This window comes from Pseudonocardia tropica (assembly GCF_040105315.1).
Classification (GTDB): domain Bacteria; phylum Actinomycetota; class Actinomycetes; order Mycobacteriales; family Pseudonocardiaceae; genus Pseudonocardia; species Pseudonocardia alni.
Genome location: NZ_JBEDNP010000003.1, coordinates 107,034 through 130,572, shown reverse-complemented (window position 1 = coordinate 130,572; position 23,539 = coordinate 107,034). Strand labels below are relative to the sequence as shown.

At 73.8% G+C, this 23,539-nt stretch carries 27 protein-coding genes and 1 riboswitch; of the genes, 9 read left to right on the top strand and 18 right to left on the bottom strand.

Going from position 1 to position 23,539, the window contains the following annotated elements; all coding sequences use genetic code 11:
• Window positions 1-154, bottom strand: a riboswitch (SAM riboswitch).
• A 140-nt stretch (window positions 155-294) separates the two neighbouring features.
• On the top strand, window positions 295-1,263 hold the full coding sequence (gene holA, locus WHI96_RS06185) for a DNA polymerase III subunit delta (RefSeq protein ID WP_345642358.1): 969 nt from the start codon (window positions 295-297) through the stop codon (window positions 1,261-1,263).
• Between the two features lie 65 nt (window positions 1,264-1,328).
• Here holA and rpsT read toward each other — a convergent pair whose 3' ends face one another.
• Together rpsT and cynS are read right to left on the bottom strand one after the other, a co-directional pair.
• A complete protein-coding gene (gene rpsT, locus WHI96_RS06180) occupies window positions 1,329-1,592 on the bottom strand; it encodes a 30S ribosomal protein S20 (RefSeq protein WP_062401442.1) in 264 nt (87 codons plus the stop codon).
• A 171-nt stretch (window positions 1,593-1,763) separates the two neighbouring features.
• Window positions 1,764-2,228, bottom strand: a complete 465-nt coding sequence (cynS, locus tag WHI96_RS06175; RefSeq protein ID WP_345642354.1) for a cyanase — start codon at window positions 2,226-2,228, stop codon at window positions 1,764-1,766.
• Window positions 2,229-2,460: 232 nt separating this feature from the next.
• Between cynS and lepA the strand changes: the two genes are divergently transcribed.
• Window positions 2,461-4,323, top strand: a complete 1,863-nt coding sequence (gene lepA / locus WHI96_RS06170) for a translation elongation factor 4 (protein ID WP_345642351.1) — start codon at window positions 2,461-2,463, stop codon at window positions 4,321-4,323.
• Between the two features lie 82 nt (window positions 4,324-4,405).
• Here lepA and WHI96_RS06165 read toward each other — a convergent pair whose 3' ends face one another.
• Together WHI96_RS06165 and WHI96_RS06160 are read right to left on the bottom strand one after the other, a co-directional pair.
• Window positions 4,406-4,834 (bottom strand): MarR family winged helix-turn-helix transcriptional regulator, encoded by a 429-nt coding sequence (locus tag WHI96_RS06165; protein WP_345642348.1) that lies wholly within the window; start codon window positions 4,832-4,834, stop codon window positions 4,406-4,408.
• A gap of 221 nt (window positions 4,835-5,055) precedes the next feature.
• A complete protein-coding gene (locus WHI96_RS06160; protein WP_345642345.1) occupies window positions 5,056-6,021 on the bottom strand; it encodes a zinc-binding dehydrogenase in 966 nt (321 codons plus the stop codon).
• Window positions 6,022-6,065: 44 nt separating this feature from the next.
• On the opposite strand from WHI96_RS06160, the gene WHI96_RS06155 reads away from it, so the two are divergent.
• A complete protein-coding gene (locus WHI96_RS06155; protein WP_345642342.1) occupies window positions 6,066-6,248 on the top strand; it encodes a hypothetical protein in 183 nt (60 codons plus the stop codon).
• Window positions 6,249-6,252: 4 nt separating this feature from the next.
• On the opposite strand, the gene WHI96_RS06150 is transcribed toward WHI96_RS06155, so the two are convergent.
• From WHI96_RS06150 to WHI96_RS06140, 3 genes are all read right to left on the bottom strand, one after another.
• Window positions 6,253-7,098: an NAD-dependent protein deacetylase gene (locus WHI96_RS06150; protein ID WP_345642339.1), complete on the bottom strand. Its 846-nt coding sequence runs from the start codon at window positions 7,096-7,098 to the stop codon at window positions 6,253-6,255.
• A gap of 160 nt (window positions 7,099-7,258) precedes the next feature.
• Window positions 7,259-8,047, bottom strand: coding sequence for an enoyl-CoA hydratase-related protein (locus tag WHI96_RS06145; protein WP_345642336.1), 789 nt, complete (start codon window positions 8,045-8,047; stop codon window positions 7,259-7,261).
• 9 nt (window positions 8,048-8,056) lie between these two features.
• Complete coding sequence (locus tag WHI96_RS06140) at window positions 8,057-8,293, bottom strand: hypothetical protein (protein WP_345642333.1); 237 nt, start codon at window positions 8,291-8,293, stop codon at window positions 8,057-8,059.
• A 240-nt stretch (window positions 8,294-8,533) separates the two neighbouring features.
• Between WHI96_RS06140 and WHI96_RS06135 the strand changes: the two genes are divergently transcribed.
• Entirely contained in the window at window positions 8,534-9,394 is an 861-nt protein-coding gene (locus WHI96_RS06135) for an LLM class F420-dependent oxidoreductase (protein ID WP_345642330.1), read from the top strand.
• Window positions 9,395-9,402: 8 nt separating this feature from the next.
• Here the strand turns inward: WHI96_RS06135 and WHI96_RS06130 are convergent, their stop codons facing one another.
• On the bottom strand, window positions 9,403-9,645 hold the full coding sequence (locus WHI96_RS06130) for a hypothetical protein (protein WP_345642327.1): 243 nt from the start codon (window positions 9,643-9,645) through the stop codon (window positions 9,403-9,405).
• A gap of 314 nt (window positions 9,646-9,959) precedes the next feature.
• On the opposite strand from WHI96_RS06130, the gene WHI96_RS06125 reads away from it, so the two are divergent.
• From WHI96_RS06125 to WHI96_RS06115, 3 genes are all read left to right on the top strand, one after another.
• Window positions 9,960-10,427, top strand: a complete 468-nt coding sequence (locus WHI96_RS06125) for a guanyl-specific ribonuclease (RefSeq protein ID WP_345642324.1) — start codon at window positions 9,960-9,962, stop codon at window positions 10,425-10,427.
• Complete coding sequence (locus WHI96_RS06120; protein WP_345642321.1) at window positions 10,424-10,795, top strand: barstar family protein; 372 nt, start codon at window positions 10,424-10,426, stop codon at window positions 10,793-10,795. Before WHI96_RS06125 ends, WHI96_RS06120 begins: the two co-directional genes overlap by 4 nt.
• 256 nt (window positions 10,796-11,051) lie before the next feature.
• Window positions 11,052-13,004 carry an FAD/NAD(P)-binding protein gene (locus tag WHI96_RS06115; RefSeq protein WP_345642318.1) on the top strand — a complete coding sequence of 651 codons (1,953 nt, stop codon included), beginning with the start codon at window positions 11,052-11,054 and terminating at the stop codon, window positions 13,002-13,004.
• Between the two features lie 122 nt (window positions 13,005-13,126).
• On the opposite strand, the gene WHI96_RS06110 is transcribed toward WHI96_RS06115, so the two are convergent.
• The 10 genes from WHI96_RS06110 to WHI96_RS06065 form a co-directional block, all read right to left on the bottom strand.
• Complete coding sequence (locus tag WHI96_RS06110) at window positions 13,127-14,296, bottom strand: YeiH family protein (RefSeq protein ID WP_345642315.1); 1,170 nt, start codon at window positions 14,294-14,296, stop codon at window positions 13,127-13,129.
• Window positions 14,293-14,445, bottom strand: a complete 153-nt coding sequence (locus WHI96_RS06105) for a hypothetical protein (RefSeq protein ID WP_345642312.1) — start codon at window positions 14,443-14,445, stop codon at window positions 14,293-14,295. Before WHI96_RS06105 ends, WHI96_RS06110 begins: the two co-directional genes overlap by 4 nt.
• Before the next feature lie 53 nt (window positions 14,446-14,498).
• A complete protein-coding gene (locus tag WHI96_RS06100; protein WP_345642310.1) occupies window positions 14,499-14,639 on the bottom strand; it encodes a hypothetical protein in 141 nt (46 codons plus the stop codon).
• A gap of 119 nt (window positions 14,640-14,758) precedes the next feature.
• Complete coding sequence (locus WHI96_RS06095; RefSeq protein WP_345642307.1) at window positions 14,759-15,679, bottom strand: sulfite exporter TauE/SafE family protein; 921 nt, start codon at window positions 15,677-15,679, stop codon at window positions 14,759-14,761.
• 128 nt (window positions 15,680-15,807) lie between these two features.
• On the bottom strand, window positions 15,808-15,960 hold the full coding sequence (locus WHI96_RS06090) for a hypothetical protein (RefSeq protein ID WP_345642305.1): 153 nt from the start codon (window positions 15,958-15,960) through the stop codon (window positions 15,808-15,810).
• 335 nt (window positions 15,961-16,295) lie between these two features.
• Complete coding sequence (locus WHI96_RS06085) at window positions 16,296-17,633, bottom strand: sulfate adenylyltransferase subunit 1 (RefSeq protein WP_345642302.1); 1,338 nt, start codon at window positions 17,631-17,633, stop codon at window positions 16,296-16,298.
• Window positions 17,633-18,571 carry a sulfate adenylyltransferase subunit CysD gene (cysD, locus tag WHI96_RS06080; protein ID WP_345642299.1) on the bottom strand — a complete coding sequence of 313 codons (939 nt, stop codon included), beginning with the start codon at window positions 18,569-18,571 and terminating at the stop codon, window positions 17,633-17,635. The genes WHI96_RS06085 and cysD overlap by 1 nt, the downstream gene beginning before the upstream one ends.
• Complete coding sequence (locus WHI96_RS06075) at window positions 18,568-19,272, bottom strand: phosphoadenylyl-sulfate reductase (protein WP_345642295.1); 705 nt, start codon at window positions 19,270-19,272, stop codon at window positions 18,568-18,570. Before WHI96_RS06075 ends, cysD begins: the two co-directional genes overlap by 4 nt.
• A complete protein-coding gene (locus WHI96_RS06070) occupies window positions 19,269-19,445 on the bottom strand; it encodes a hypothetical protein (protein WP_062401491.1) in 177 nt (58 codons plus the stop codon). Before WHI96_RS06070 ends, WHI96_RS06075 begins: the two co-directional genes overlap by 4 nt.
• Window positions 19,442-21,109 (bottom strand): nitrite/sulfite reductase, encoded by a 1,668-nt coding sequence (locus WHI96_RS06065; protein ID WP_345642291.1) that lies wholly within the window; start codon window positions 21,107-21,109, stop codon window positions 19,442-19,444. The genes WHI96_RS06070 and WHI96_RS06065 overlap by 4 nt, the downstream gene beginning before the upstream one ends.
• Window positions 21,110-21,542: 433 nt before the next feature.
• Here WHI96_RS06065 and hemW point away from each other — a divergent pair, with 433 nt between their 5' ends.
• Window positions 21,543-22,751 carry a radical SAM family heme chaperone HemW gene (gene hemW, locus WHI96_RS06060; protein WP_425571538.1) on the top strand — a complete coding sequence of 403 codons (1,209 nt, stop codon included), beginning with the start codon at window positions 21,543-21,545 and terminating at the stop codon, window positions 22,749-22,751.
• Window positions 22,748-23,533, top strand: a complete 786-nt coding sequence (locus WHI96_RS06055) for an esterase/lipase family protein (RefSeq protein WP_345642285.1) — start codon at window positions 22,748-22,750, stop codon at window positions 23,531-23,533. Before hemW ends, WHI96_RS06055 begins: the two co-directional genes overlap by 4 nt.
• The last annotated feature ends 6 nt before the right edge of the window (window positions 23,534-23,539 follow it).

Below are 23,539 nucleotides of genomic sequence, written 5' to 3'. Positions count from 1 at the left end.
TCCTCATCTGTCCCGCCGTACGTGGCGGGCCGGAATTGGCACCGTGTTCGTCGACGTCCTCGCTGCACGGGATGCGCAGGTCCGGGCGGATCGTCGTGCGACGCCGGTTGCCGGGGCTTCAACGGGCCGTTCCCTCTGCCCCTCTGGATGAGCCATATGCGGTTGTGGTGCTCCGGACGCCGGGCGCCGGAATCGACGTCGACCGTACGCGAGCAGGGGGCTCCACCGCCAGACGGCGTACCCCGGTCGGGACGCGGCTCACCCGTTGTCGGGGGTGTGGGCCACCATGGGGGTGTGAGCAGCACGAGCGAACCGGGCCCGCTGCAGCTGGTCGTCGGGGACGAGGAGTTCCTGGCCGAACGGGCGGTGTCCGACCTGGTCCGGCGCGCCCGGCAGGGGGATCCGGAGACCGAGCTGCGCCGCTTCCGGACCTCCGAGGTGGCACCCGGTGAGCTCGCCGGACACCTCAGCCCCTCCCTCTTCGCGGAGGGCAGGGTGATCGTGCTCACCCACGGTCAGGACGCGACCAAGGACATGACCGCCGCCGTCGCCGACTACGTGAAGGACCCGGCCGACGGGATCGTGCTCGTGGTCCAGCACGCGGGGGGAGCGAAGGGCAAGGCGCTCCTGGACGTGATGCGCAAGGCCGGGGCGCACACCGTCACCTGCAACCGCATCACCCGCGCCGACGAGCGGTCGGACTTCGTGCGCGACGAGGTCCGCCGCCACGGCGGCACGATCACGCCCGGGGCGCTCGCGGTGCTGGTCGAGGCGGTCGGGTCGGACCTGCGGGAGCTGGCGGCCGCGGCCGGGCAGCTGGTCGCGGACACCGGCGGCGCCGTGGACGAGGGCGGGGTGCGGCGCTACCACCGCGGCCGGGCCGAGTCCTCCGGCTTCGCGGTGGCCGACGCGGCGGTCGCGGGGGACCGGCGGGCGGCGATGGAGGCGCTGCGGTGGGCGCTGGTGCTCGGAGTCCCGCACGTGCTGATCGCCGACGCGCTCGCGGACGCGGTGCGCACCCTGGCGAAGGTCGGCTCGGCCGGGCGGGGCGACCCGAACCGGTTGGCCGGGGAGCTGGGGATGCCGCCCTGGAAGATCCGCAAGGCGCAGCAGACGGTCCGGCAGTGGCGCCCGGAGCAGCTCGCCGTCGCCATCGCGGCGACGGCGCGGGTGAACGCCGACGTCAAGGGCGTCGCCGCGGACGCCGGGTACGCGTTGGAGCGGGCCGTGCTGGCCGTCGTCTCCGCACGCACCCCGCGCTGACCCGGAAACACGACGACGGCACCACCCGGGTGGGGCGGCGCCGTCGTCGGAGGAACCGGGGTGGCTCAGGCCTGGACGTCGTTGAGTCGCTTGGCCAGGGCCGACTTGCGGTTCGCCGCCTGGTTCCGGTGGATGACGCCCTTGCCGGCCGCCTTGTCGAGGGCCTTGGCCGCCTTGCGCTGCAGCTCCACGACGTTGTCGGCGCCGGAGTCGGCGGCCTCGCGGAAGTGGCGGATCGCGGTCTTGACCGACGACTTCACCGACTTGTTGCGCTGCCGGCGCTTCTCGTTGGTCTTGACTCGCTTGATCTGCGACTTGATGTTGGCCACGTCTGCCTCTGGTCTTCCTGCCTGCTGGTCGGCTGGTGAGTGTTCTCGTCCGGGTCCGCTCCGGCGGCACCGAACAGCATCACTGGAGAGAGGGTCCAGGCCGTTTCGGGCGAGCACGCCGAGCGCTCGACGCACAAGGTTACCAGCGGCGTCGTCGCGCCCTGTGCCGGGTCACCAGACGCGGTAGGGCAGGAACTTCCCGTTCAGCGTGATCACGGCCCGGTCGCCCTTCGGGTCGGGCACCCGTGCGAGGTCGAGCTCGAAGTCGATCGCGGACACGATGCCGTCGCCGAACTCCTCGCGGACGAGCTCGGAGATCGTCGTCCCGTAGACCTGCACCATCTCCGACAGGCGGTGGACCAGCGGGTCGGTGAGGTCCACCGCGGCCGCGCCGCGTACCGGCGGGAGGGTGAGGGCGTCGACGACGTCGGCGTCGAGGTCCAGCAGGTTCCCGGCGGCCTCGGCCTGCTCGCGGGTCATCGTCTGCTGGCCCAGCAGGGCCGAGGTGGACCATGCGAGGGACGCGCCGACGGCCTCGGCGACCGCGTCCCAGCGCAGGCCGAGCCGCTTCTTCTGGGCCAGCACGATGCGGGCGGCGCCGAGCCGGTCGAGCGGGGTGAGGGGGCTGACGAACACGGTGTTCCTCCTGCGTCGGGCGGCGTGGGGCGGACCCGATCGTGCGCGCCCCGGGCCGGGAGCGGCAACGACGGGAGCCCGCGCGTGAACGGCGTGTGACGACCTGCGGTGCCACCACGGCGGTCGCCCGGCCCGACATGGGACGATGGGTCCCAGTGCCCCGAGCCCCGAGTGCCCTGAGCACCCGAAGTGCCCGAAGCCCCACGCATGAGCGAAAGCCGAGTACAGCCGAGTGACGACGTACGCCGACCGCACGTTCACCCCGCCGGAGCGCATCCGGAACTTCTGCATCATCGCCCACATCGACCACGGGAAGTCGACCCTGGCCGACCGGATGCTGCAGGTCACGGGGGTGCTCAGCGCGCGTGACGCCCGGGCCCAGTACCTGGACCGGATGGACATCGAGCGCGAGCGCGGCATCACGATCAAGGCGCAGAACGTGCGGCTGCCGTGGACCGCGAAGAACGCCGACGGTGTCGAGACCGAGCACGTGCTGCACCTGATCGACACCCCGGGCCACGTCGACTTCACCTACGAGGTGTCCCGGGCGCTCGAGGCGTGCGAGGGCGCGATCCTGCTGGTCGACGCCGCGCAGGGGATCGAGGCGCAGACCCTGGCCAACCTGTACCTGGCCATGGAGAAGGACCTGCACATCATCCCGGTCCTCAACAAGATCGACCTGCCCGCGGCGGACCCGGAGCGCTACGCCGCCGAGATCGCGCACATCACCGGCTGCGAGCCGGAGGACGTGCTGCGCTGCAGCGCCAAGACCGGTGAGGGCGTGGAGGCGGTGCTCGACGCCGTCATCGCGCAGGTCCCGGCCCCGGTCGGCGACGCCGACGCCCCCGCCCGGGCGATGATCTTCGACTCGGTCTACGACACCTACCGCGGCGTCGTCACCTACATCCGGGTCGTCGACGGGAAGCTCTCGCCGCGCGAGAAGATCAAGATGATGTCGACCGGTGCCGAGCACGAGCTGCTCGAGATCGGGATCGTCTCCCCGGAGCCCAAGCCGTCCGACGGCCTCGGCGTCGGAGAGGTCGGCTACCTCATCACCGGGGTGAAGGACGTCCGCCAGTCCAAGGTCGGCGACACCGTCACCAGCAAGCGGGGCGGCGCGACGGACGCGCTGACGGGCTACCGCGAGCCGCAGCCGATGGTCTACTCCGGGCTCTACCCGATCGACGGGTCGCAGTACCCCGACCTGCGCGAGGCGCTGGACAAGCTGCAGCTCAACGACGCCGCGCTCACCTACGAGCCGGAGACCTCGGCCGCGCTGGGTTTCGGCTTCCGCTGCGGCTTCCTCGGCCTGCTGCACCTGGAGATCACCCGCGAGCGGCTCGAGCGCGAGTTCGACCTCGACCTGATCTCCACCGCGCCCAACGTCGTCTACCAGGTCACCACCGACGACGGCGAGGAGATCGAGGTGACCAACCCCAGCGACTGGCCGGTGGGCAAGGTCGCCGAGGTCCGCGAGCCGATCACCAAGATCACGATTCTGGCGCCGTCGGAGTTCGTCGGCACCATCATGGAGCTGTGCCAGAGCCGGCGCGGCCAGCTCGGCGGGATGGACTACCTGTCCGAGACCCGCGTCGAGCTGCGCTACACGATGCCGCTCGGCGAGATCATCTTCGACTTCTTCGACAACCTGAAGTCGCGCACGCGCGGGTACGCCAGCCTCGACTACGAGGAGGCCGGCGAGCAGGTGGCCGACCTGGTCAAGGTCGACATCCTGCTGCAGGGCGAGGCGGTCGACGCGTTCTCCGCGATCGTGCACAAGGAGTCGGCGTACTCCTACGGCACCTCGATGGCGACCAAGCTGCGCGAGCTCATCCCGCGCCAGCAGTTCGAGGTGCCGATCCAGGCCGCCGTCGGCGCCCGGATCATCGCCCGCGAGACGATCCGCGCGATCCGCAAGGACGTCCTCGCCAAGTGCTACGGCGGCGACATCTCCCGCAAGCGCAAGCTGCTGGAGAAGCAGAAGGAGGGCAAGAAGCGGATGAAGACGATCGGCCGCGTCGACGTCCCGCAGGAGGCCTTCGTCGCCGCGCTGTCCACCGGCGGCGGGACGGCGACCGAGAAGCCCAAGAAGTAGCCCCGGACGCGAAGCGGGCCCGACTCCCAGCAGGGGGTCGGGCCCGACGTGTACGTGGAGGGGGCGGGGGAGCGCGGGGCGGTTACATGACCGAGCCCGCCCGGGGGCCGGGGATCGGCCCGTCGCACGGCGCGGGCCGGGCGGCGGGGGCACGGCGCGGCGACAGGATGCGCTGCACCCGCTGGCAGACGGACTCGACGACCGTCCGTCCCTCGGCCGACAGGTGCACCAGCACACGGCGCCGGTCGAGCGGGTCGGCCGACCGGTAGGCCAGCTTCTTCTCGACGAGGCGGTCCACGATCCGGGTGGCCGTGGGGGCGGGCAGCGACGTGTGTCCCGCGACCTCGCCCATGCTGCGGCCGGTGCCGCGGGCGAGCATCAACAGGACCCGCCAGCCGTCACGGCTGACGTCCGTCGCAGACGGGTTGGTGGACAGGGCTGTGGCCACGGCGTGGTCGACCCGGTCCAGGAACTCGACGACACCCGCGGCTCCAGGCGTCGGGGCAGCCATGGTGGCAGTCCCCGACGCCCGTCGACTGAAAGGCTCGGTCACGATGACGCACTGTACTTGCCGAACGGGCGAAATCCGACCCTGTCCTGGGCAAACGTCCCCCGAGCGCCGGGCGGTCGTCACGCAGCGATGACGGACAGGCCGACGACCAGCGATTACATAGACCGCTTGACGTCGCCTAACGACATCACGACTGCATCACACCCGGATCACGTAACGCCCTAGCGGGTCAGGACGATCTTCCCCGCCGTGCGCCCCGCGGCGATCGCCTCGAACGCCTCTTTCGCGGAGTCCATCGGCAGTTCGGTCCCGATCTCCGGTTCGATCCCGGCCGTCGCGACGAAGCTCATGAGATCGGCCAGTTCCTGGCGCGTGCCCATGGTCGAGCCGACCACCTCGAGCTGGAGGAAGAACAGCCGCTGCAGGTCCGCGGGCGGGTTCGGGCCCGAGGTGGAGCCGCAGATGACGATGCGGCCACCGGGGCGCAGCGCCCGCATGGAGTGCTTCCAGGTGGCCTCGCCGACCGATTCCATGACGGCGTCGACCTTGCCCGGCAGCTTCGCCCCGGACTCGAACGTGGCGTGCGCGCCGAGCCGCTCGGCCAGCGCGCGCTTCTCCTCGTCGCGGCCGGTGACCCACACCTGGAAGCCCGCGGCCCGGCCCAGCTGGACCAGCGCCGTCGAGACGCCGCCGGAGGCGCCCTGGACGAGCACCGTCTGGCCCGGCTGCAGGCCCGACCTGGTGAACAGCATCCGGTACGCGGTCAGCCAGGCGGTGCCCAGGACGGCGCCCTGGCCGGGCGTGAGGCCCTTCGGGGCGGGGACCGCGTTACGGGCCGGGACGATCACCTTGTCGGCCATCGTGCCCTGGTGGCGCTCGGTGAGCAGGGTGCGCTTCGGGTCGAGGGTCTCGTCGCCGCGCCAGTCCGGGTCACCGATGATCGGGTAGAGGACGACCTCGGTGCCGTCGTCGAGGGTCCCGGCGCCGTCGCAGCCGAGGATCATGGGGAACTGGTCGGGCTTGATGCCGACCCCGCGCAGCGTCCACAGGTCGTGCATGTTGAGGCTGGCGGCGGAGACGTTGACGGAGACCCAGCCGTCGGGGACCTCCGGGTCGGGCCGCTCGCCCACGACGAGGGAGTCGAGGGGAGCGTCGGCGTTGGGCTCCTGCGCGTAGACAGCGAACATGGCCCCGAACCTAATGCCTGGGCCAGGGGACTACCGTGTGGAGTGTGCGCACGATCATCGACGGCTGGGACGCGTTCGAGCTGTGGCTCACCGGCCTGCCGTTCGTCGTGCAGGTCGTGTTCGTGACGGTGGTGGTCCTGCCCGCGTGCGCGCTGGTCGCGATCGGTGCCGACCGCGTCACCCGGCGCTCCGACACGCCCCGCGCGCGTCGCGACGGCGGGGCCTGAGCGCTCAGACCGGCTGGGCGGCGAGCGCGGCCAGCGCCTCCGAGCAGCCCGCGTCGACGCGCAGGTCGGCGAGCTCGTCGCCCCGGGTCGTCCCGCGGTTGACGATCACGACCGGCACCTCCGACCGGTGCGCGGCCCGGACGAACCGCAGCCCCGACATCACGGTCAGCGAGGACCCGGCGACGAGCAGCGCACCGTCCTCGGGGGTCAGCGCGGCCACCATCGCGTAGCAGCGTGCCACCCGGTCCTTCGGCACGTTCTCCCCGAAGAACACGACGTGTGGCTTGAGGACCCCGTCGCAGGACCCGCACGGTGCGACCCGGAACCCGTCGGTGATCTCGACGGCGGCGTCGCCGTCGGGGGCGGTCTCGACCTGCGCGCTGTGCGCCTCGGTGAAGCCGGGGTTGAGCGCGGTGAGCCGGTCCTGCAGCGCGTCGCGCGGGGTGACGCGACGGCAGTCCAGGCAGACGACCTCGTCGATGCGTCCGTGCAGGTCGACCACGCCGCGGCTGCCGGCCACGGAGTGGAGGCCGTCGACGTTCTGCGTGATCAGCCCGTCGACGACGCCCGCCGCCCCCAGCGCGGCCAGCGCGCGGTGTCCGGGGTTGGGGTCGGCGCGGCGCATCCGGGCCCAGCCGACGTGGCTGCGCGCCCAGTACCGCCGCTGCGCGGGCTCCCCGGACACGAACTCGGAGTAGGTCATCGGGTTGCGCGGGCGCGAGCCCGGGCCGCGGTAGTCCGGGATACCGGAGTCGGTGGACAGCCCGGCCCCGGTGAGGACGACGAGGCGCCGCCCGGCGAGCAGGTCCAGTGCCGCGCCCGGGTCGGTGCTGACGACGGGGACGCTCATGCCGTCCAGGGTAGGCGCGCCCGGCGGCTCCCCGCCGCCCCGCTGGACGCCCCTCGTCCCGCCGCACGCCTTCCGCCCCCGCCGGGTGGTACGCCGTGAACCCGTCCGAGGGTGCCCGGTACCTGGTGTGCCACTCGGCGGGGCCGAGCCGGGGCGGGGCTCAGCCCCCCGGCACCCAGGACGGCGTCCGCTTCTCCCCGAACGCCCGGATGCCCTCCTGCCCCTCCTCGGAGGCGAAGAACGACGCGGACAGCGTGTTCATCGCGGCGAAGTCGTCGGTCATCGTCGCCGGGCGCTCGCGGCGCAGCATCGCCTTCGCCCCGGCCAGGGCGCCGGGCGCACCGAGGCGCAGCATGTCCGAATAGCGGGCCACCTCGTCGTCGAGGGCCTCGGCCGGGACGGCGCTGTTGATCAGCCCGACGGCCGCCGCGCGCCGCGCGTCGAAGGTCTCCCCGGTCAGGACGAGCTCGTGCGCGGCGCGGGCGGACAGCCGGGGCAGCACGGTCACCGAGATGACCGCGGGCACGACCCCGATGCGGACCTCGGAGAAGGCGAAGGTGACCGACTCGGCGGCGACGGCGATGTCGCACGCCGCCACGATCCCGACCCCACCGGCGCGGGCCGGGCCCGACAGCCGGGCGACGACCGGCTTGGGGGAGTCCCACAGCGTCGTCAGGATCCGCGGCACCTCGGTCACGCCCTGCTGCTCGGCGCCCGCGCCGCGGGACTCCTTGAGGTCCATGCCCGCGCAGAACACCGTGCCGGTGTGGGTCAGCACGATCACCCGCACCGCGTCGTCGGCGATCGCCGCGTCGAGGTGCGCGATCAGCTCTCGGCGCAGCTGCGCCGAGAGTGCGTTGCGGTTGCGCGGGGAGTCCAGGGTGATCGTCGCCGTCCCGGCGTCGACGGCCAGGTGGACGAGCTCGGGGGAGTCGACGGTGTCTGCCACCCCCGCAGACTAGGACCTCGGGCCTTCGTCCAGGTGCTGGTGATCGACACCCCGGCCGGGGCGAACAGCTGCGACACCGGGGCGGCGGCGCTCGGTCTCCCGGGCCGGCTGCGCGACCTGCTCGTCGGTGCCGTCGGTGGTGATCACGGCGTCGACCCGCAGGTTCTGGAAGGTGGTCTCGCCGTCGCGGTGGGTGCCGGTGGTCATCGTCGTCGGGTCGGAGTCGGCGGCGACGTCGAAGCGCACGTGCCCGATCGTGATGCCGAGCTCCTTCGCGGTCGACGGCGCCGGCTCCGGCCCAGGTCGACGTGCAGCCTCCGCACGAGCGCGATCACGGGATCAGCGAACCGCGCCGATCGGTGGTGCCCGACGCGACGGAGCCGACCGAACCGGCGACGCCCGCGGTCCGATGGGCGCGGTGGCGCCGGTCACCGGGAGAGGGCTACGCTCGAAACGGAGTTGGCTCCGTTTATGAGAGGACACGCCGTGAGGATCGGACTGCACATCGCGGACTTCACCTACCCGGCCGGGCCGGCGGGCCTGGCCGACGACCTGTCCCGGATCGCCGTCGCGGCGGAGGAGCAGGGCTTCTCCCGGGTGAGCGTCATGGACCACCTCTGGCAGATCCGGCCGGTCGGGCCGGTCGAGACCGACATGCTCGAGGCGTACACCGTGCTCGGCTACCTGGCCGCCCGCACCGAGACGGTCGACCTGCTGGCCTGGGTGACCGCGGTGACCTACCGCGACCCCGGCCTGCTGGTCAAGGCCGTGACCACTCTGGACGTGCTGTCGAAGGGTCGCGCCATGCTGGGCATCGGGGCCGCCTGGAACGACGAGGAGGCCACCGGGCTCGGGCTGTTCTTCCCGCCGACCGCGGAGCGGTTCGAGCGGCTGGAGGAGACGCTGCGCATCGCCCGTCAGATGTGGAGCGACGACGACGGCCCCTTCGAGGGCGCCCACTACCGGCTCGGCGCCACGCTGAACACGCCGCAGCCGCTGCGCAGGCCGTACCCGCCGATCCTGATCGGCGGCGGTGGGGAGCGGAAGACGCTGCGCCTGGTCGCGCAGTACGCCGACGCGTGCAACCTGTTCGGCGGCCCCGAGCTGGAGCGCAAGCTGGAGGTGCTGCGCACCCGCTGCGAGGAGGTCGGGCGCGACTACGACGAGATCGAGAAGACGGTCATGGCGCGGCTCGACCCGGCCGATCCGAAGGCCGCGGTCGAGGAGCTGCGCGGCTACGCGGCACTCGGTGTGCAGCACGTGCACACCGTGGTGCCGGACGTGGCGGGGATCGAGCCGCTGCGGGTGTTCGGGTCGGAGATCATCCCGGCGGCCGCCGATCTCTGACCCGGCGGTCAGCTGCCGGGTTGGCGCGGCATCGTCCGCAGGATCGCGATCTGCTGGTCCAGCTCGGCCGCGATCAGTTCGGCGTGCAGGGCGGCGGAGGCGCCGTCGTGCGCGGCGAGCGCGCGGTGCCGGCGCACCAGGTCGTCGATCGAGTCCAGCAGCCGGTCCACGGTCGAGCGGCCGGCCTGGGACGCCGGGAGCTCCACGGGTACGGGAGCCTCGGGCAGGGGGTGAATCAGCTCTGCGGTCATGCGACGTTCTCCGTTGAACGTGTCGGGATCGGGGCGTGTCATGCGCAGTCGTTCCTGGTCTCTCGAACTCCGTTGTACCCGCTTCAACGCGCTTTTACTGCGCGTAGAACAAGGGTGCGACGCAGGACACGGTGACCGGATGCACCTGCGCGGTGACCGGTCGTGATCATTGCCCGTCACGGGCCCGGCGATGCGGTCGGCGGGCGAACGGAAGGTGGTCGTCGCGGCGGCCGTGGAAACGCCGGGTGACGGGCCGGTGGCGGTTCGTCGCGACACCTGTTCCCGAACGGGTGACCCCGCCTAGCGTCCGGAGCATGATCGTTCGACCGGATGCGCGGTCCGGGGCGCGTGGCCTGATCGTCGGGGCACTCGTCGCCGTACTGGCCGCCCTCGGCCTCGCCCTGCCCGCCGCGGCCGCCGCCGCACCCGCCCCGGCCGTGCCCGCCGCCGTCGCCGCTCCCGTCGCCCCGGCCGCCGTGCCGGGTGAGCAGGAGTCCGGGCTCCCGGTGCGGGCGCTGTCGTCGCTGCCGTCGCAGGCCACCGACACCTACCGGCTTATCCGCTCCGGCGGGCCGTACCCGTACAGCCAGGACGGGACGACCTTCCAGAACCGGGAGGGGATCCTGCCCGCGAAGTCCTCGGGCCACTACCAGGAGTTCACCGTGAAGACCCCCGGTGCGAGCACCCGCGGTGCCCGGCGGATCGTCACCGGATCGGGCGGGGAGTACTACTACACGGCCGACCACTACGCCTCGTTCGTCGTGGTAGACGTCTCGAGGTGAGCACCCTTCCCCGTGAGAGCGCCGGAACCGCCCCCGCCGTCGACGCGGCCCGGGGGCGGGCCGGTGGCTCCGGTCTCGTCGCCGTCGTCGAGGGGGTCGCGGACCGCGCCGCGGTCCTGTCCGCCCTCGGCCGGGCGCTGAGCTTCCCCGAGTACTACGGCCACAACCTCGACGCGCTGGCGGACTGCCTGGGCGACCTGTCCTGGCTGCCCGCCGGACCGGTCGAGCTCGTCGTCGCCGACGGTCCGCTCGCCGCGGCCGACCCCGGCACCCACGCGACGGTCCTGGAGATCCTCGCCGAGGCCGTCGACGCGACGGCGGGGACCGACCGGCCGCTGCACGTCACCCTGGCCGGCCCGTCCGCCTGACGACCGCGCCGCCTCCGGTCCCGCGCTCGCGGACGGCGGTCCGGTGCGGTGGGTCGGACGGGTGCGGAATCCCGGGGGCCGGGTGCGGCGTTGAGGCCGGTGGACCGACCGTGGCGGGTGGCCGCGGCGAGGGAGGCGACCTACCGTGGCATCCATGGGTCTCCGGCTGGTGAGGCGCAGGCACCTCGACCTGTGCCGCCTGCGGTGGGCGCCGTGAGGGGTCGTCCCCGCCGCCCGCCGACCCAGGAGCGCCCCGATGTCCCGTAGCCCGCACGCCCCGTCCGTCGTGATCGTCGGCGCCGGCCCCCGGGGGGCCGGCGTGCTGGAACGCATGGTCGCGAGCGCTCCCGAGCTGCTGTCCGACGCCCTCGCCGGCCCCGGCGTCGACGTCCACCTGGTCGACCCGTTCCCGGCCGGGGCGGGCCGCATCTGGCGGCACGCGCAGTCCCCGCTGCTCGCGATGAACTCGATGGCCGCCGACGTCACGATGTGGACCGACTCCTCGGTCGTCTGCGACGGCCCCGTCGCGCCCGGCCCGTCGTTCTGGGACTGGGCGCAGGACCTGCGTGAGCACGGCGACCCGCGGGCCGAGCTCGGCCCGGACCTCGCCGACGAGCTGGCCCGGGTCACGGCGTCGACGTTCCCGTCGCGGCGGCTGCAGAGCCACTACCTCGCCGCGGTGCTGCGCGAGGTCGTCGACCGGGCACCGGCCGGGATGCGGGTGCACGTGCACCGCACCACCGCCGAGGCCCTCGACGAGGCCGACGGCCGGCAGGTCGTGACCCTCGCCGACGGCACCGTACTGCGCGGCGACGCCGTCGTGCTCGCCTCGGGGCACCTCGACGCCACCCCCACCGACGACGAGATCGCGCTCGCCGCCCGCGCCGACGAGCTCGGCCTGCGCTACCTGCCCCCGGAGCAGACCTCCGACTCCGACCTCTTGGTGATCGCGCCGGGCGAGACCGTGCTGGCCCGCGGGCTGGGGCTGGCGTTCGTCGACCTCGTGGTGCTGCTGTTCGAGGGCCGCGGCGGGCGCTTCGTGCCCGACCCGGACGACGCCGACCCGGACCGGCTGCGCTACGAGCCGTGCGGGCGGGAGCCGGTGCTCGTCGGCGGGTCCCCGCGCGGCGCGACCTACCACTCCAAGACCCACTACCAGCTGCGCGCCGGACGCCCGCCGCTGCCGCGGTTCCTCACCCCGGAGGTCACCGACGAGCTGATCGACTCCGGCGGCCCGGTCGACGTCACCGCGCAGGTGTGGCCGCTGATGGCCAAGGAGATCGGCTGGGGCTGGTACCACGAGCTGTTCGTCGGTCACCCCGACCGCGTCCGCGCCGGGTGGGACGAGTTCGCCGGGCGTTTCGCCGCCGTCGCCCACGGCTCGCCCGAGGAGGCGGCACTGATCGCCGAGCTGGTGCCCGACCCGCTCGACCGGCTCGACCTCACCGCGCTGGACCGCCCGCTCGACGGGGTGCACGCCCCGGACCTCGACGCCCTGCAACCCCTGGTGCGCGAGCGCATCGCCGAGGACCTGCGCCAGCACGTCGACGAGCGGCACACCCCGCACCTCGGCGCGTTCGTCGCGATGCTGTCGGTCTACACCGAGACCACCCGCCTGGCCGGCTCCGGGGTGCTCTCGCCGCGCTCGCGGGCGAGGGACATGCCGTGGTGGCAGTCGTTCTTCAACGCGGTCGCCTCCGGCCCGCCCGGGTTCCGGGTCCGGCAGATGCTCGCGCTCTCCCGCGCCGGGTACCTGCGCTTCCTCGGCGCCGGGATGGCCGTCGCGGTCGACGCGGACGGGTTCCACGCCACCAGCAGCACGCTCGCGGGCGCCGAGCCGGTCACGACCCGGGTCCTCGTCGACGCCCGGCTGCCCGACCCGAGCGTCTCGCGCACGGTGGACGGACTGCTGGGCGGCCTGCTCGCCCGCGGCGAGGCCGTCGAGGAGGTCCTCCACGACGACGACGGCGCCCCGCTGCGCAACACCGGCCTGCTGTCGGTCCGTCCCGCCGACGGCGCGCTGCACACCGCGGACGGCGGCGTGCACGAGCGACGGTTCGCGGTCGGGCCGCACACGACGGTCAAGGTCGCCGGGGCGTTCACCCGGCCCGGGATGAACGCGCAGAGCCTGCGCTACAACGACGCCGTCGCCCGCGCCGTGCTGCAGACCCTGCCCGGTGCCGCGACGCGCGCGGTCCCGGCGGCCTGAGCGCCCTCCCTCGCTCTCTCCCGCCGTCCCCCTGCGCACTCATGGAGCTTTGGTCCGGTGTGCCCGATCCAAAGCTCCATGAGTGCGGCTCCGGGGCCGGTCCGCGGGGGAAGGGGGTGGGGTCAGAGGGTGAGGCCGGAGAACAGCAGGACCGCGAGCCCGAGCCCGACGGCCAGGTTGACCCCGGTGGCCGCGGCGAACACGCCGATCGGACGCCATCCGGCCTCCCGCAGGGGCGCCACCCGGAACTCCAGCCCGATCGACACGAACGCCAGGATCAGGAACATCGTGCGGAAGGCGTTCACGTCGCTGATCAGCGGCTTCGCGACGTCCGACCCGGCGGTCGCGACGAACACGGTCGCGATCACCGAGGCCGCGAGGAACCCGAGCACGAACTTCGGGAAGCGCTCCCAGAACTCGCGCAGCCCCGGGCGGCCCGCCGACCCGCTCCGTTCCACCTTCAGCGTGAACCAGGCCGTCAGCGCCACCGCGACGACGCCCAGCAGCGCGTTCTGGGTGGTCTTGACGATGGTCGCGATCTGCAGCGCCTCCTCGCCGACGATCGCCCCCGCCGCGCTGACCGCGGCGGTGGTGTCGATGTTGCCGCCGATCCACGCCCCGGCGACGGCGGGTGGCAGGCCCAGCGCCCCGACCGCCGCGGGCAGCAGGAAGATCGACGGCAGCGCGAAGATGATCACGAGGCTGGCCGTGTAGGCGAGCTGCTCCTTCCTGGCCTGTACCGCGCCCGCGGCGGCGATCGCGGCGCTGACCCCGCAGATCGACACGGCCGAGGCCAGCAGGGCCCGCAGCTTGTCGTCGACCCCGGCCCTCCCGGCCAGCCACCAGGTGAAGCCGAAGACCACGGTGATCAGGACGATCGCCTGCAGCACCGCAGGCCCGGCCGCGCGGACGATGACCGAGAAGTCGATCGAGGCGCCGAGCAGGACCAGGCCGGTCTTGATGAAGAACTCGGTGCGGAACCCGCCCGACAGCCGCTCGCGCAGCCCGGTGAGGGTGAGGACGACGTTGCCGAGCAGCCCGAGTGCGATCGCGTAGACCGGGTACTCGATCGCGTCGGCGACGGCGGAGAACGCGGTGCCCTCCGCGGCGTCGGGGACGGTCTGCTCCAGGAAGCGGACGAGCCCGCCCAGGACGAGGACGACGGCGACGCCGCCCAGGGCCCACAGGACGGGGGAGCGGACGGGCCCCTGCTCCGACGGTGCGTGCGACCCCGGCTGCGCCCCGGTCGCGGTCCCCGGCTCGGCGGGCGGGCCGGACGGCTGCCCGGTCACGGGACCAGCCATCCCGGCCAGAGCCCGGACAGGACCAGGATCAGCAGGACCAGGCCGACGACGGTCGCCGCCCAGTCCTCGTTAAGAGCGAGCCGGCGCTGGGCGGGGACGCCGTCCGGCTCGTGCGGGGTCTCGGACGGGGTGCTCACGGGCGTACCCGGGAGGTGGTGCGGGACATGGGAGTTCCTTCGGGACGGTTCCGTCACGGGCGGGGGTGCGCCCGCGGACAGAACTCGTCGTAGGCGTGCGGCCGCCGGGACGGCCAGAACTCCTCCAGCTGCCGCGCGAGGTGCGCGAGGACCGCGGGGTGCGTCGCGCTGCGACGGGACGCCGGTGCGGTCATGCCCCGATCGTGCGATGCCGGAACGAACGGGACAAGACGGCGCCCACCAGGCGGACCGGGTGTCCGGACACGGAGCGGCCGCGACGCGGGTGCGTCGCGGCCGCGGGGTCGCGCGGCGGTCAGTCGCCCGCGACCGCCACCTTCCGCCCGTCGCCGGTCGGCGCCGCGGCGCCCTCGGCCCGGCTCCGGCGCAGCCGGGTGACGGCCGCGCCGATCGCGAGCGCCCACAGGGCGACGATCACGACGTAGACGCTCGCGGTCACCGCGGTGCCGGCGTCGGCGGCCCGCAGCAGGGTGCGGGCGTTGGTCAGGATGATGATGCCGCCGACGGCGGAGCCCAGCACCGGGGCGGGGACGCGCGTGACCAGCCAGGCGGCCAGCGGGGCGGCGAGCACGCCGCCGATCAGCAGTCCGCCGACGGTGGACGGGTCGAGCACCTCGTGCCCGAGCCCGATCAGGAAGCCGACGCTGGCGGCGAGCGCGACGAGGAACTCCGAGGCGCTCACCGAGCCGACGATCGTCCGCGGCGCGGTCCGGCCGGCGCTGAGCAGGGCGGGGGTGGAGACCGGGCCCCAGCCGCCGCCACCGGAGGCGTCGACGAAGCCCGCGACCAGGCCCAGCGGCGACAGGAACGTCGCGCCGTGCGGTGAGGTGCGGGCGGTGGCGACCTTCGGCGGGCGGACGCTGAAGCGGAGCAGGACGTAGACCCCCAGGGCGAGCAGGATCCCGGACATGTACGGCGCGGCGTTCTCGGTGGACAGGGCCGAGAGCAGGGTCGCGCCCAGGAAGGCCCCGACGGCGCCGGGGACGCCGAGCTTGAGCACGAGCTTCCAGTCGACGTTGCCGAACCGCCAGTGCGAGGCGCCGGAGGCCAGCGTGGTGCCGACCTCGGCGAGGTGCACCGACGCGCTGGCGGTGGCCGGGTTGATCCCGGCGAAGACGAGCAGCGAGGTCGAGGTGACGCCGTAGGCCATGCCGAGAGCGCCGTCGACCAGCTGGGCCGCGAGTCCGACCAGGGCGAACACGATGAGTGTGGGCACGGTTGTTCCTTCCCGGTCGACCTCCGACCCGGCTCCGCGCTCCGGCACCGGTGCGGGCACGGTGCGGGGCGGGCGCGGTCAGGGGGACCGGTGGGTGGTGGGGACGACGCTCGGCGCCGCGGGTCGGGTCAGCGGGCGCGACAGAACTCGTCGAACGCGTCGAGCCGTCGGGACGGCCAGAAGCGCTCGAGGTGCGCGACCAGGTGCCAGGAGACCGCCGGGTCGGACGCCGAACGGCCGGGCGCGACGGCCCGGTCGGCGGGGGCGGCGGTGGGGGTCACCGGTCCATGGTGGAACGGATCCAGGGGGCCGACAAGTCGTCGTCCGCCGGTCGGGATGTGCCGGCGAGATGTCCGGACATGGATACTGAGCAGCGACGATGGAGCGCGCCGGGTGCGCCGGTGGTCCGGTTTCGTCGATCTGCGTGACCCGGACCACGGCCCCACGGTCCGGACACCCACCGCCCCGCCGCTCCCGGTCTCGCGCCACACCCCACCCTGCGCGCGCGGGCCGGTCGTGAGCCCGGGGCGTGCGGAGCCCGGTGGCGTGGCGGGTGCGGAGACGGCACGGCCCCCGCACCCGGAGCGGGTGCGGGGGCCGTGGAGGCGCGGAGCGGTCAGCCGGCGGCCGGCACCGCCGCGAGCGGGTCGCCCACCAGGCCGGCGGCGAGCGTGTTGCCCGTCGGCGGGTCGATCAGCAGGAACCCGCCGGTGGTGCGGACCCGGGCGTAGGAGTCGACCGGCAGCGGGTCGGCGACGCGCAGCGACACCCGACCGATGTCGTTGATCTCCAGCTTCTCCGGGGCGGCGGCGTAGGACACCGACTCGGTGTCCAGTCGCGACCCCAGCGCCCCGACGATCACCTGGGTGGTGCGGGTGCCGTGCTTGAGCAGCAGCCGCGCGCCCGGGAGCAGCGGCTTCTCGGCCAGCCAGCACAGCGTCGCGTCGATCTCGGAGGTGACCTCCGGGACGTCGGACGCGGCCGCGATCAGGGCGCCACGGGGGGCGTCGATGTCGTCGGCGAGCAGCACCGTCACGCTCAGGCCCGCCCCGGCGGCGGCCAGCGGGCCGTCGGCGGTCCGGACCTGGGAGACGGTGGTGCGGTGCCCCTCGGGCAGGACGACGACCTCGTCGCCCGGCCGGACGGTGCCCGAGGCGACCTGGCCGGCGTAGCCGCGGTAGTCGTGCAGGTCACCGAGCGACGCGTCAGCGGAGCGGGACCCGGCGCCGTTGCGGGGCCGGATCACGTACTGGACCGGCATCCGGAACGGGGCGGCGGCGTCGGGGCCGTCGACCGGGACCGACTCCAGGTGCTCCAGCAGCGTCGGGCCGGTGTACCAGGGCGTGTTGCCGCTGCGGAACGCCACGTTGTCCCCGACCAGCGCGGACACCGGGATGACCTGGACGGCGTCGTCGGTGAAGCCCAGCGAGCGGGTCAGCTCGGTGAACTCGCGCTCGATGTCGGCGATCTTCGCCTGGTCGTACTCGATCAGGTCGATCTTGTTGATCGCCAGGACCAGGCGCGGGACGCGCAGCAGCGACAGCACCGCGGCGTGCCGGCGGGTCTGGGAGACCACGCCGTTGCGGGCGTCGACCAGCAGCACGGCCAGCTCGGCGGTGGAGGCGCCGGTGACGGTGTTGCGGGTGTACTGCACGTGGCCCGGGGTGTCGGCGAGGACGAACTCGCGGGTCGGCGTGCCGAAGTAGCGGTAGGCGACGTCGATGGTGATGCCCTGCTCGCGCTCGGCGCGCAGGCCGTCGACGAGCAGCGACAGGTCCGGCGTCGACATCCCCTTGTCGACCGAGGCCCGCTCGACGGCCTCGATCTGGTCGGCCAGCACCGACTTGGTGTCGTAGAGCAGGCGCCCGACCAGGGTGGACTTGCCGTCGTCGACGGAGCCCGCCGTGGCGAAGCGCAGCAGGCTGCGGGAGGTGGTGTCGGCAGTGCCCGTCATCAGAAGTAGCCCTCCTTCTTCCGGTCCTCCATCGCGGCCTCGGACAGCCGGTCGTCGGCCCGGGTCGCGCCGCGCTCGGTGAGCCGCGACGCGGTGACCTCGGCGATGACCTCGTCGAGGGTGGTGGCGGTGGACTCGACCGCGCCGGTGCAGGAGCCGTCGCCCACGGTGCGGTAGCGGATGGACCGGCGCTCCAGCTGCTCGCCGACGCGCGCTCCGCCCCAGGGGCCCTCGGCGAGCCACATGCCGTCGCGCTGGAAGACCTCGCGCTCGTGGGCGTAGTAGATCGACGGCAGCTCGATGCCCTCGCGCCGGATGTAGCGCCAGACGTCGAGCTCGGTCCAGTTGGAGATGGGGAACACGCGGACGTGCTCGCCGGCGGCGTGCCGTCCGTTGTAGAGGTTCCAGAGCTCCGGGCGCTGCTTGCGCGGGTCCCAGCGGCCGAACGCGTCGCGCAGGCTCATGATCCGCTCCTTGGCCCGGGCGCGCTCCTCGTCGCGCCGGCCGCCGCCGAACACGGCGTCGAAGCGGTGCTCGGTGATCGCGTCGAGCAGCGGCTGGGTCTGCAGCGGGTTGCGGGTGCCGTCGGCGCGCTCCACGAGCCGCCCGTCGGCGAGGTAGTCCTCGACGCGGGCGACCTCCAGGCGCAGCCCGTGCTGCGCGGCGATCCGGTCCCGGAACTCGATGACCTCCGGGTAGTTGTGCCCGGTGTCGACGTGCAGCAGGCCGAAGGGCACCGAGGCCGGCGCGAACGCCTTGATGGCCAGGTGCACCAGCAGGGTCGAGTCCTTGCCGCCGGAGAACAGGATCACCGGTCGGTCGAACTCGCCGGCGACCTCTCGGAACACGTGGATCGCCTCGGACTCCAGCGCGTCGAGGGCGTCCAGTGCCGGGGTCGTGACGGCGGCGGTCACGGTGCTCTCCTCCAGGGTCGTCATGCGTGCAGCCCGCACTCGGTCTTGGCGCGCCCGGCCCAGCGGCCGGAGCGGGGGTCCTCCCCGGGCTTCGGCTTCGCCGTGCACGGGGCGCAGCCGATGCTCGGGTAGCCGGCGTCGACGAGCGGGTTCACCAGGATCCCGTGCTCGGCGATGTAGGCGTCCATGTCCTCGTCGGACCAGGCGGCGATCGGGTTGATCTTGACGAGGCCGAACTTCTCGTCGTAGGTGACCAGCGGCGTGTTCGCCCGGGTCGGGGCCTCGACCCGGCGGACGCCGGTGACCCAGGCGTCGTAGCCGGACAGGGTCCGCTCCAGCGGGACGACCTTGCGCAGCGCGCAGCAGCGGTCCGGCTCGCGGGCGAACAGGTCCTTGCCGTACTCGGCGTCCTGCTCGGCGACCGACTGGTCGGCCTGCGCGTCCACGATGCGCAGCCGCGGGTAGACGGCGTCGACGGCGTCGCGGGTGCCGATGGTCTCCGCGAAGTGGTAGCCGGTCTCCAGGAACAGCACGTCGACGTCCGGCTTGGCCCGCTGGGTCAGGTCGACCAGCACGGCGTCCTGCATGTTGGAGGCGACGATCAGCCGGTCGCCGAAGGTCCGGGCGGCCCAGTCGAGCAGCTGCTCGGCGGTCGCGTCGGGGCCGAGGGCCGCGGCACCGCGCTCGGCGGTGGCGCGCAGGTCGGTCTCCAGGGCAACACTCATGATTCCGCTCCCGAGGTCTCGGGGACGCCGATCCCCACGAAGGTCACGACGAAGGTGCGCAGGCAGCCCGCGCACCACCAGGCGGCGCCGGGGACCTTCTCGGACCGCTCGGCCGGGCGCAGGTCCTCCTCGCCGCAGTACGGACAGTGGAACGGCGTGACGCGCCCGCTCATTTCAGGTCCTCCTCGTCGGCCCGCAGGACCCACTGGGCGAAGCGCTCGTCGCCGTCGCGCTGCTCGGCGAAGCGGCGCACGATGCGCTCGACGTAGTCGCCCAGCTCGGCGCTGGTGACCTTGAGCCCGCGCAGCTTGCGGCCGAAACCGGAGTCCAGCCCCAGCCCGCCGCCCAGGTGGACCTGGAAGCCCTCGACCTGGTTGCCTCCCGCGTCGGTGACGATCTGGCCCTTCAGGCCGATGTCGGCGACCTGGGTGCGGGCACAGGCGTTCGGGCAGCCGTTGAGGTGCAGCGAGATCGGGACGTCCGGCACGACGTCGGCGAGGCGCTTCTCCAGGTCCTCGACCAGCCGGATCGCGCGTTCCTTGGTCTCGACGATCGCGAGCTTGCAGAACTCGATGCCGGTGCAGGCCATCGTGGAGCGGCGCCAGGTCGACGGCCGTGCGGGCAGGCCCAGCCTGTTGAGGTCCTCGATGAGGCCGTCCAGCTTCTCGTCGGCCACGTCCAGCACGACGATCTTCTGGTACGGGGTGAACCGGATCCGGTCCGACCCGGCGCGCTCGGCGGCGTCGGCGACGGCGAGCAGCGTCGTGCCCGACACCCGGCCCGACGGCGGGGCGACGCCGACGTAGTTGCGGCCGTCCTTCTGCCTGTGGACGCCGACGTGGTCGATGGGCCGCTCGGGGACCGCCGGGGCGGGGCCGTCGACGAGCTTCCGGCCCAGGTACTCGTCCTCCAGGATCTGGCGGAACTTCTCCGGGCCCCAGTCGGCGATGAGGAACTTGATGCGGGCGCGGTGGCGCAGGCGGCGGTAGCCGTAGTCGCGGAAGACCTGGATGACGCCGTGCCACACGTCGGGCACCTCGTCGAGCGGGACCCAGGCGCCGAGCCGCTCGGCGATCCGCGGGTTGGTCGACAGCCCGCCGCCGACCCACAGGTCGAAGCCGGGGCCGTGCTCGGGGTGCTCGACGCCGACGAAGGAGATGTCGTTGATCTCGTGCGCGACGTCCTGCTGCCAGGAGATCGCGGACTTGAACTTGCGCGGCAGGTTCGACAGCTCGCGGTCGCCGATGAACCGGCGCACGATCTCGTCGATGGCCGGGGTCGGGTCGACCACCTCGTCGGCGGAGACGTCGGCGACGGGGGACCCCATGACCACACGGGGGCAGTCGCCGCAGGCCTCGGTGGTCTGCATGCCCAGCGGCTCGATCAGCTTCCAGATCGCCGGGACGTCCTCGACGCGGATCCAGTGGTACTGGATGTTCTCGCGGTCGGTGACGTCGGCGGTGTCGCGGCCGTAGCGCTGCGAGACCTCACCGAGCGCACGCAGCTGGGCGACGTCGACCGACCCGCCGTCGAGGCGCACGCGCATCATGAAGTACTCGTCGTCGAGCTCCTCGGGCTCCAGCGCCGCGGTGCGGCCGCCGTCGATCCCGGGCCTGCGCTGGGTGTAGAGCCCCATCCAGCGGAACCGTCCGCGCAGGTCGGCGGGGTCGATCGAGTCGAAGCCGCGCTTGGCGTAGACGTTCTCGATCCGCGCACGCACGTTCAGCGGGTTGTCGTCGCGCTTGCTGCGCTCGTTGGGGTTCAGCGGTTCGCGGTGGCCGAGCTTCCACTGCCCCTGGCCCTTCGGGCGGCGGGGTGCGGTCTTCGAGGGCGCCATGTGGTGGGTGCTCCGATGTCGGGCGGATCGGGCACACCCCGGCCCGGAGACAGGGCACGGAGCGGCCCGGGCGGTTCGGGAGGGGCCGTCGGGTCAGCGACGACGACAGAGCGCGCTGCGGGTCCGGTTCAGGTCCACGTGGCGACGCGCCACGAGGCGGAGACGGAGTGCGGGCACGGATACAGGGTGCCACGGTGTCCGGACCTGCCACAAAGTGATGTTCGCATCCTGGGAGAGGTGGGCGGATAGGTCCGGACGTTCGCAGTGCGGTGTCCGGTTCACCCGGAATCCCCGGGTCGCGGGCCCGATGGAACCCATCGTCCACCGCGGGGGCCCCGGATGCCACCCGTCGCGACCGGCCCGTCCCGCGCGCCCCGGACCTGCCGGGGAGCGGTCCGGGCCCGAGGTGCGCCCGGCACCGACCGGCCCGGCGGTGGCACACTCGCCGGACGTGACCTCCGTGCCGCCGGCCTTCGGGCTCTACGTCCACGTGCCGTTCTGCGCGACCCGCTGCGGCTACTGCGACTTCAACACCTACACCGCCTCCGAGCTCGCGGGCGACGCCGCGTCCCCGGACGGCTGGCTCGCCGCCGCCCGCACCGAGATCGCGCTCGCCGCCCGCACGGTGGGGGACCGCACCGTGGAGACGGTGTTCGTCGGCGGCGGCACCCCGTCGCTGATCGGCGCCGACCGGCTCGTCGCGATGCTCGACGCGGTCCGCGAGCACCTCCCGCTCGCCGACGACGCCGAGGTCACCACCGAGTCCAACCCCGAGTCGGTCTCGCCGGAGTTCTTCGACCGGCTGCGCACCGGCGGGTTCACCCGCATCTCGCTGGGCATGCAGTCCGCCGCCCCGCACGTGCTCGCCGTGCTCGACCGCACGCACACTCCCGGGCGCGCCGTCGCCGCCGCCCGGGAGGCCCGCGCCGCCGGGTTCGGCCACGTCAACCTGGACCTGATCTACGCCACCCCCGGCGAGACCGACGACGACCTGCGCGCCTCCGCCGACGCCGTCCTCGACGCGGGGGTGGACCACGTCTCGGCCTACGCGCTGATCGTCGAGGACGGCACCGCGCTGGCCCGCCGGGTCCGCCGCGGGGAGCTCCCCGCCCCCGACGACGACGTCGCCGCCACCCGCTACGAGCTGCTCGACGTGCGCCTGCGCGACGCCGGGCTGTCCTGGTACGAGGTGTCGAACTGGTCGCTGCCCGGCGCCGAGTGCCGGCACAACCTGGGCTACTGGCGCGACGGCGACTGGTGGGGGATCGGCCCCGGCGCCCACTCCCACCTGGCCGGGACGCGCTGGTGGAACGTCAAGCACCCGGCGCGCTGGGCCGGCGCGCTCGCCGCGGGGGAGACGCCCGTGGGCGGGCGCGAGGAGCTCACCGCCGACGAGCGGCACACCGAACGGGTCATGCTGCGGCTGCGCCTCGCCGAGGGCATGGCCCTGACCCTGCTGCACGACGGCGGTCGCGCGGCCGCCGCCCGCGCCGTCGCCGAGGGGCTGCTGGACCCGGCGGCGCACGCCGCGGGCCGCGCGGTGCTGACCGACCGCGGACGGCTGCTGGCCGACCGGGTCGTCACCGACCTGCTGATCGCCGACGACGCCCCGGCGACCGGCACCCCGGCGGGGGCCCGGTGAGCCCGCGCCGCCGGGCGCTGCTGGTCGTCGTCGCACTGCTGGTGGCGGTGGGCGTGGTGGCCGCGGTCGTCGCGGCCCTGCCCGGGGGGTCCCGCGGCGCGGGCGGGCCCGTCGCCCAGGACCGGCCGGGCCCGGTCCTGCTCGTCCCCGGCTACGGCGGCGACCGCACCGGCCTGGAGGTCCTCGCCGGGGCCCTGCGCGCCCAGGGCCGCGACGCCCGCGTCCTGGCCCTCGACGGCGACGGCACCGGCGACCTCGACCGGCAGGTGGCGGTGCTGGACCGCGCGGTCACCGTCGCCACCGACGGCGGGGCGCCGTCGGTCGACGTCGTCGGCTACTCCGCGGGCGGCGTCGTCGCGGGGCTGTGGGCGATCCGCGACGACGGCCCGGCCCGGGCCCGGCGGATCGTGTCGATCGGCTCCCCGCTGGCCGGGACGACGGTGGCCGGATCCGCCGCGGCCGTCGCCCCGGAGGCATGCCCGCAGGCCTGCCGTCAGCTCGCCCCGGGGTCGGTGCTGCTGGGGGAGCTCGCCGGGGCCGGGACGGCGGTCCCCTGGCTGTCGGTGTGGACCGACCGCGACGAGGTCGTCACCCCGCCCACCTCGGCCCGCCTGGCCGGCGCGGTCAACGTGGAGCTCCAGCGGCTGTGCCCGGGCTCGGCGGTGGACCACGGCGGCCTGCCGTCCGACGACGCGGTGATCGGCCTGGTCGTGCGCGCCCTGTCCACCGCGCCGGTCACCGAGGCACCGGCCGACTGCGGGACGCTGCGCGCCGCGGGCTGAGCCGGC

Excerpts from the sequence above, each read along its gene's own strand:
- WHI96_RS06125 (WP_345642324.1), top strand. The coding sequence starts at position 9,960 with ATGATCGTTCGACCGGATGCGCGGTCCGGGGCGCGTGGCCTGATCGTC.
- WHI96_RS06115 (WP_345642318.1), top strand. The coding sequence starts at position 11,052 with ATGTCCCGTAGCCCGCACGCCCCGTCCGTCGTGATCGTCGGCGCCGGC.
- WHI96_RS06065 (WP_345642291.1), bottom strand. The coding sequence starts at position 21,109 with ATGGCGCCCTCGAAGACCGCACCCCGCCGCCCGAAGGGCCAGGGGCAG.
- WHI96_RS06070 (WP_062401491.1), bottom strand. The coding sequence starts at position 19,445 with ATGAGCGGGCGCGTCACGCCGTTCCACTGTCCGTACTGCGGCGAGGAG.
- WHI96_RS06130 (WP_345642327.1), bottom strand. The coding sequence starts at position 9,645 with ATGACCGCAGAGCTGATTCACCCCCTGCCCGAGGCTCCCGTACCCGTG.
- WHI96_RS06085 (WP_345642302.1), bottom strand. The coding sequence starts at position 17,633 with ATGACGGGCACTGCCGACACCACCTCCCGCAGCCTGCTGCGCTTCGCC.
- WHI96_RS06150 (WP_345642339.1), bottom strand. The coding sequence starts at position 7,098 with ATGAGCGTCCCCGTCGTCAGCACCGACCCGGGCGCGGCACTGGACCTG.
- WHI96_RS06160 (WP_345642345.1), bottom strand. The coding sequence starts at position 6,021 with ATGTTCGCTGTCTACGCGCAGGAGCCCAACGCCGACGCTCCCCTCGAC.
- cysD (WP_345642299.1), bottom strand. The coding sequence starts at position 18,571 with ATGACGACCCTGGAGGAGAGCACCGTGACCGCCGCCGTCACGACCCCG.
- WHI96_RS06165 (WP_345642348.1), bottom strand. The coding sequence starts at position 4,834 with ATGGCTGCCCCGACGCCTGGAGCCGCGGGTGTCGTCGAGTTCCTGGAC.
- WHI96_RS06075 (WP_345642295.1), bottom strand. The coding sequence starts at position 19,272 with ATGAGTGTTGCCCTGGAGACCGACCTGCGCGCCACCGCCGAGCGCGGT.
- WHI96_RS06100 (WP_345642310.1), bottom strand. The coding sequence starts at position 14,639 with ATGACCGCACCGGCGTCCCGTCGCAGCGCGACGCACCCCGCGGTCCTC.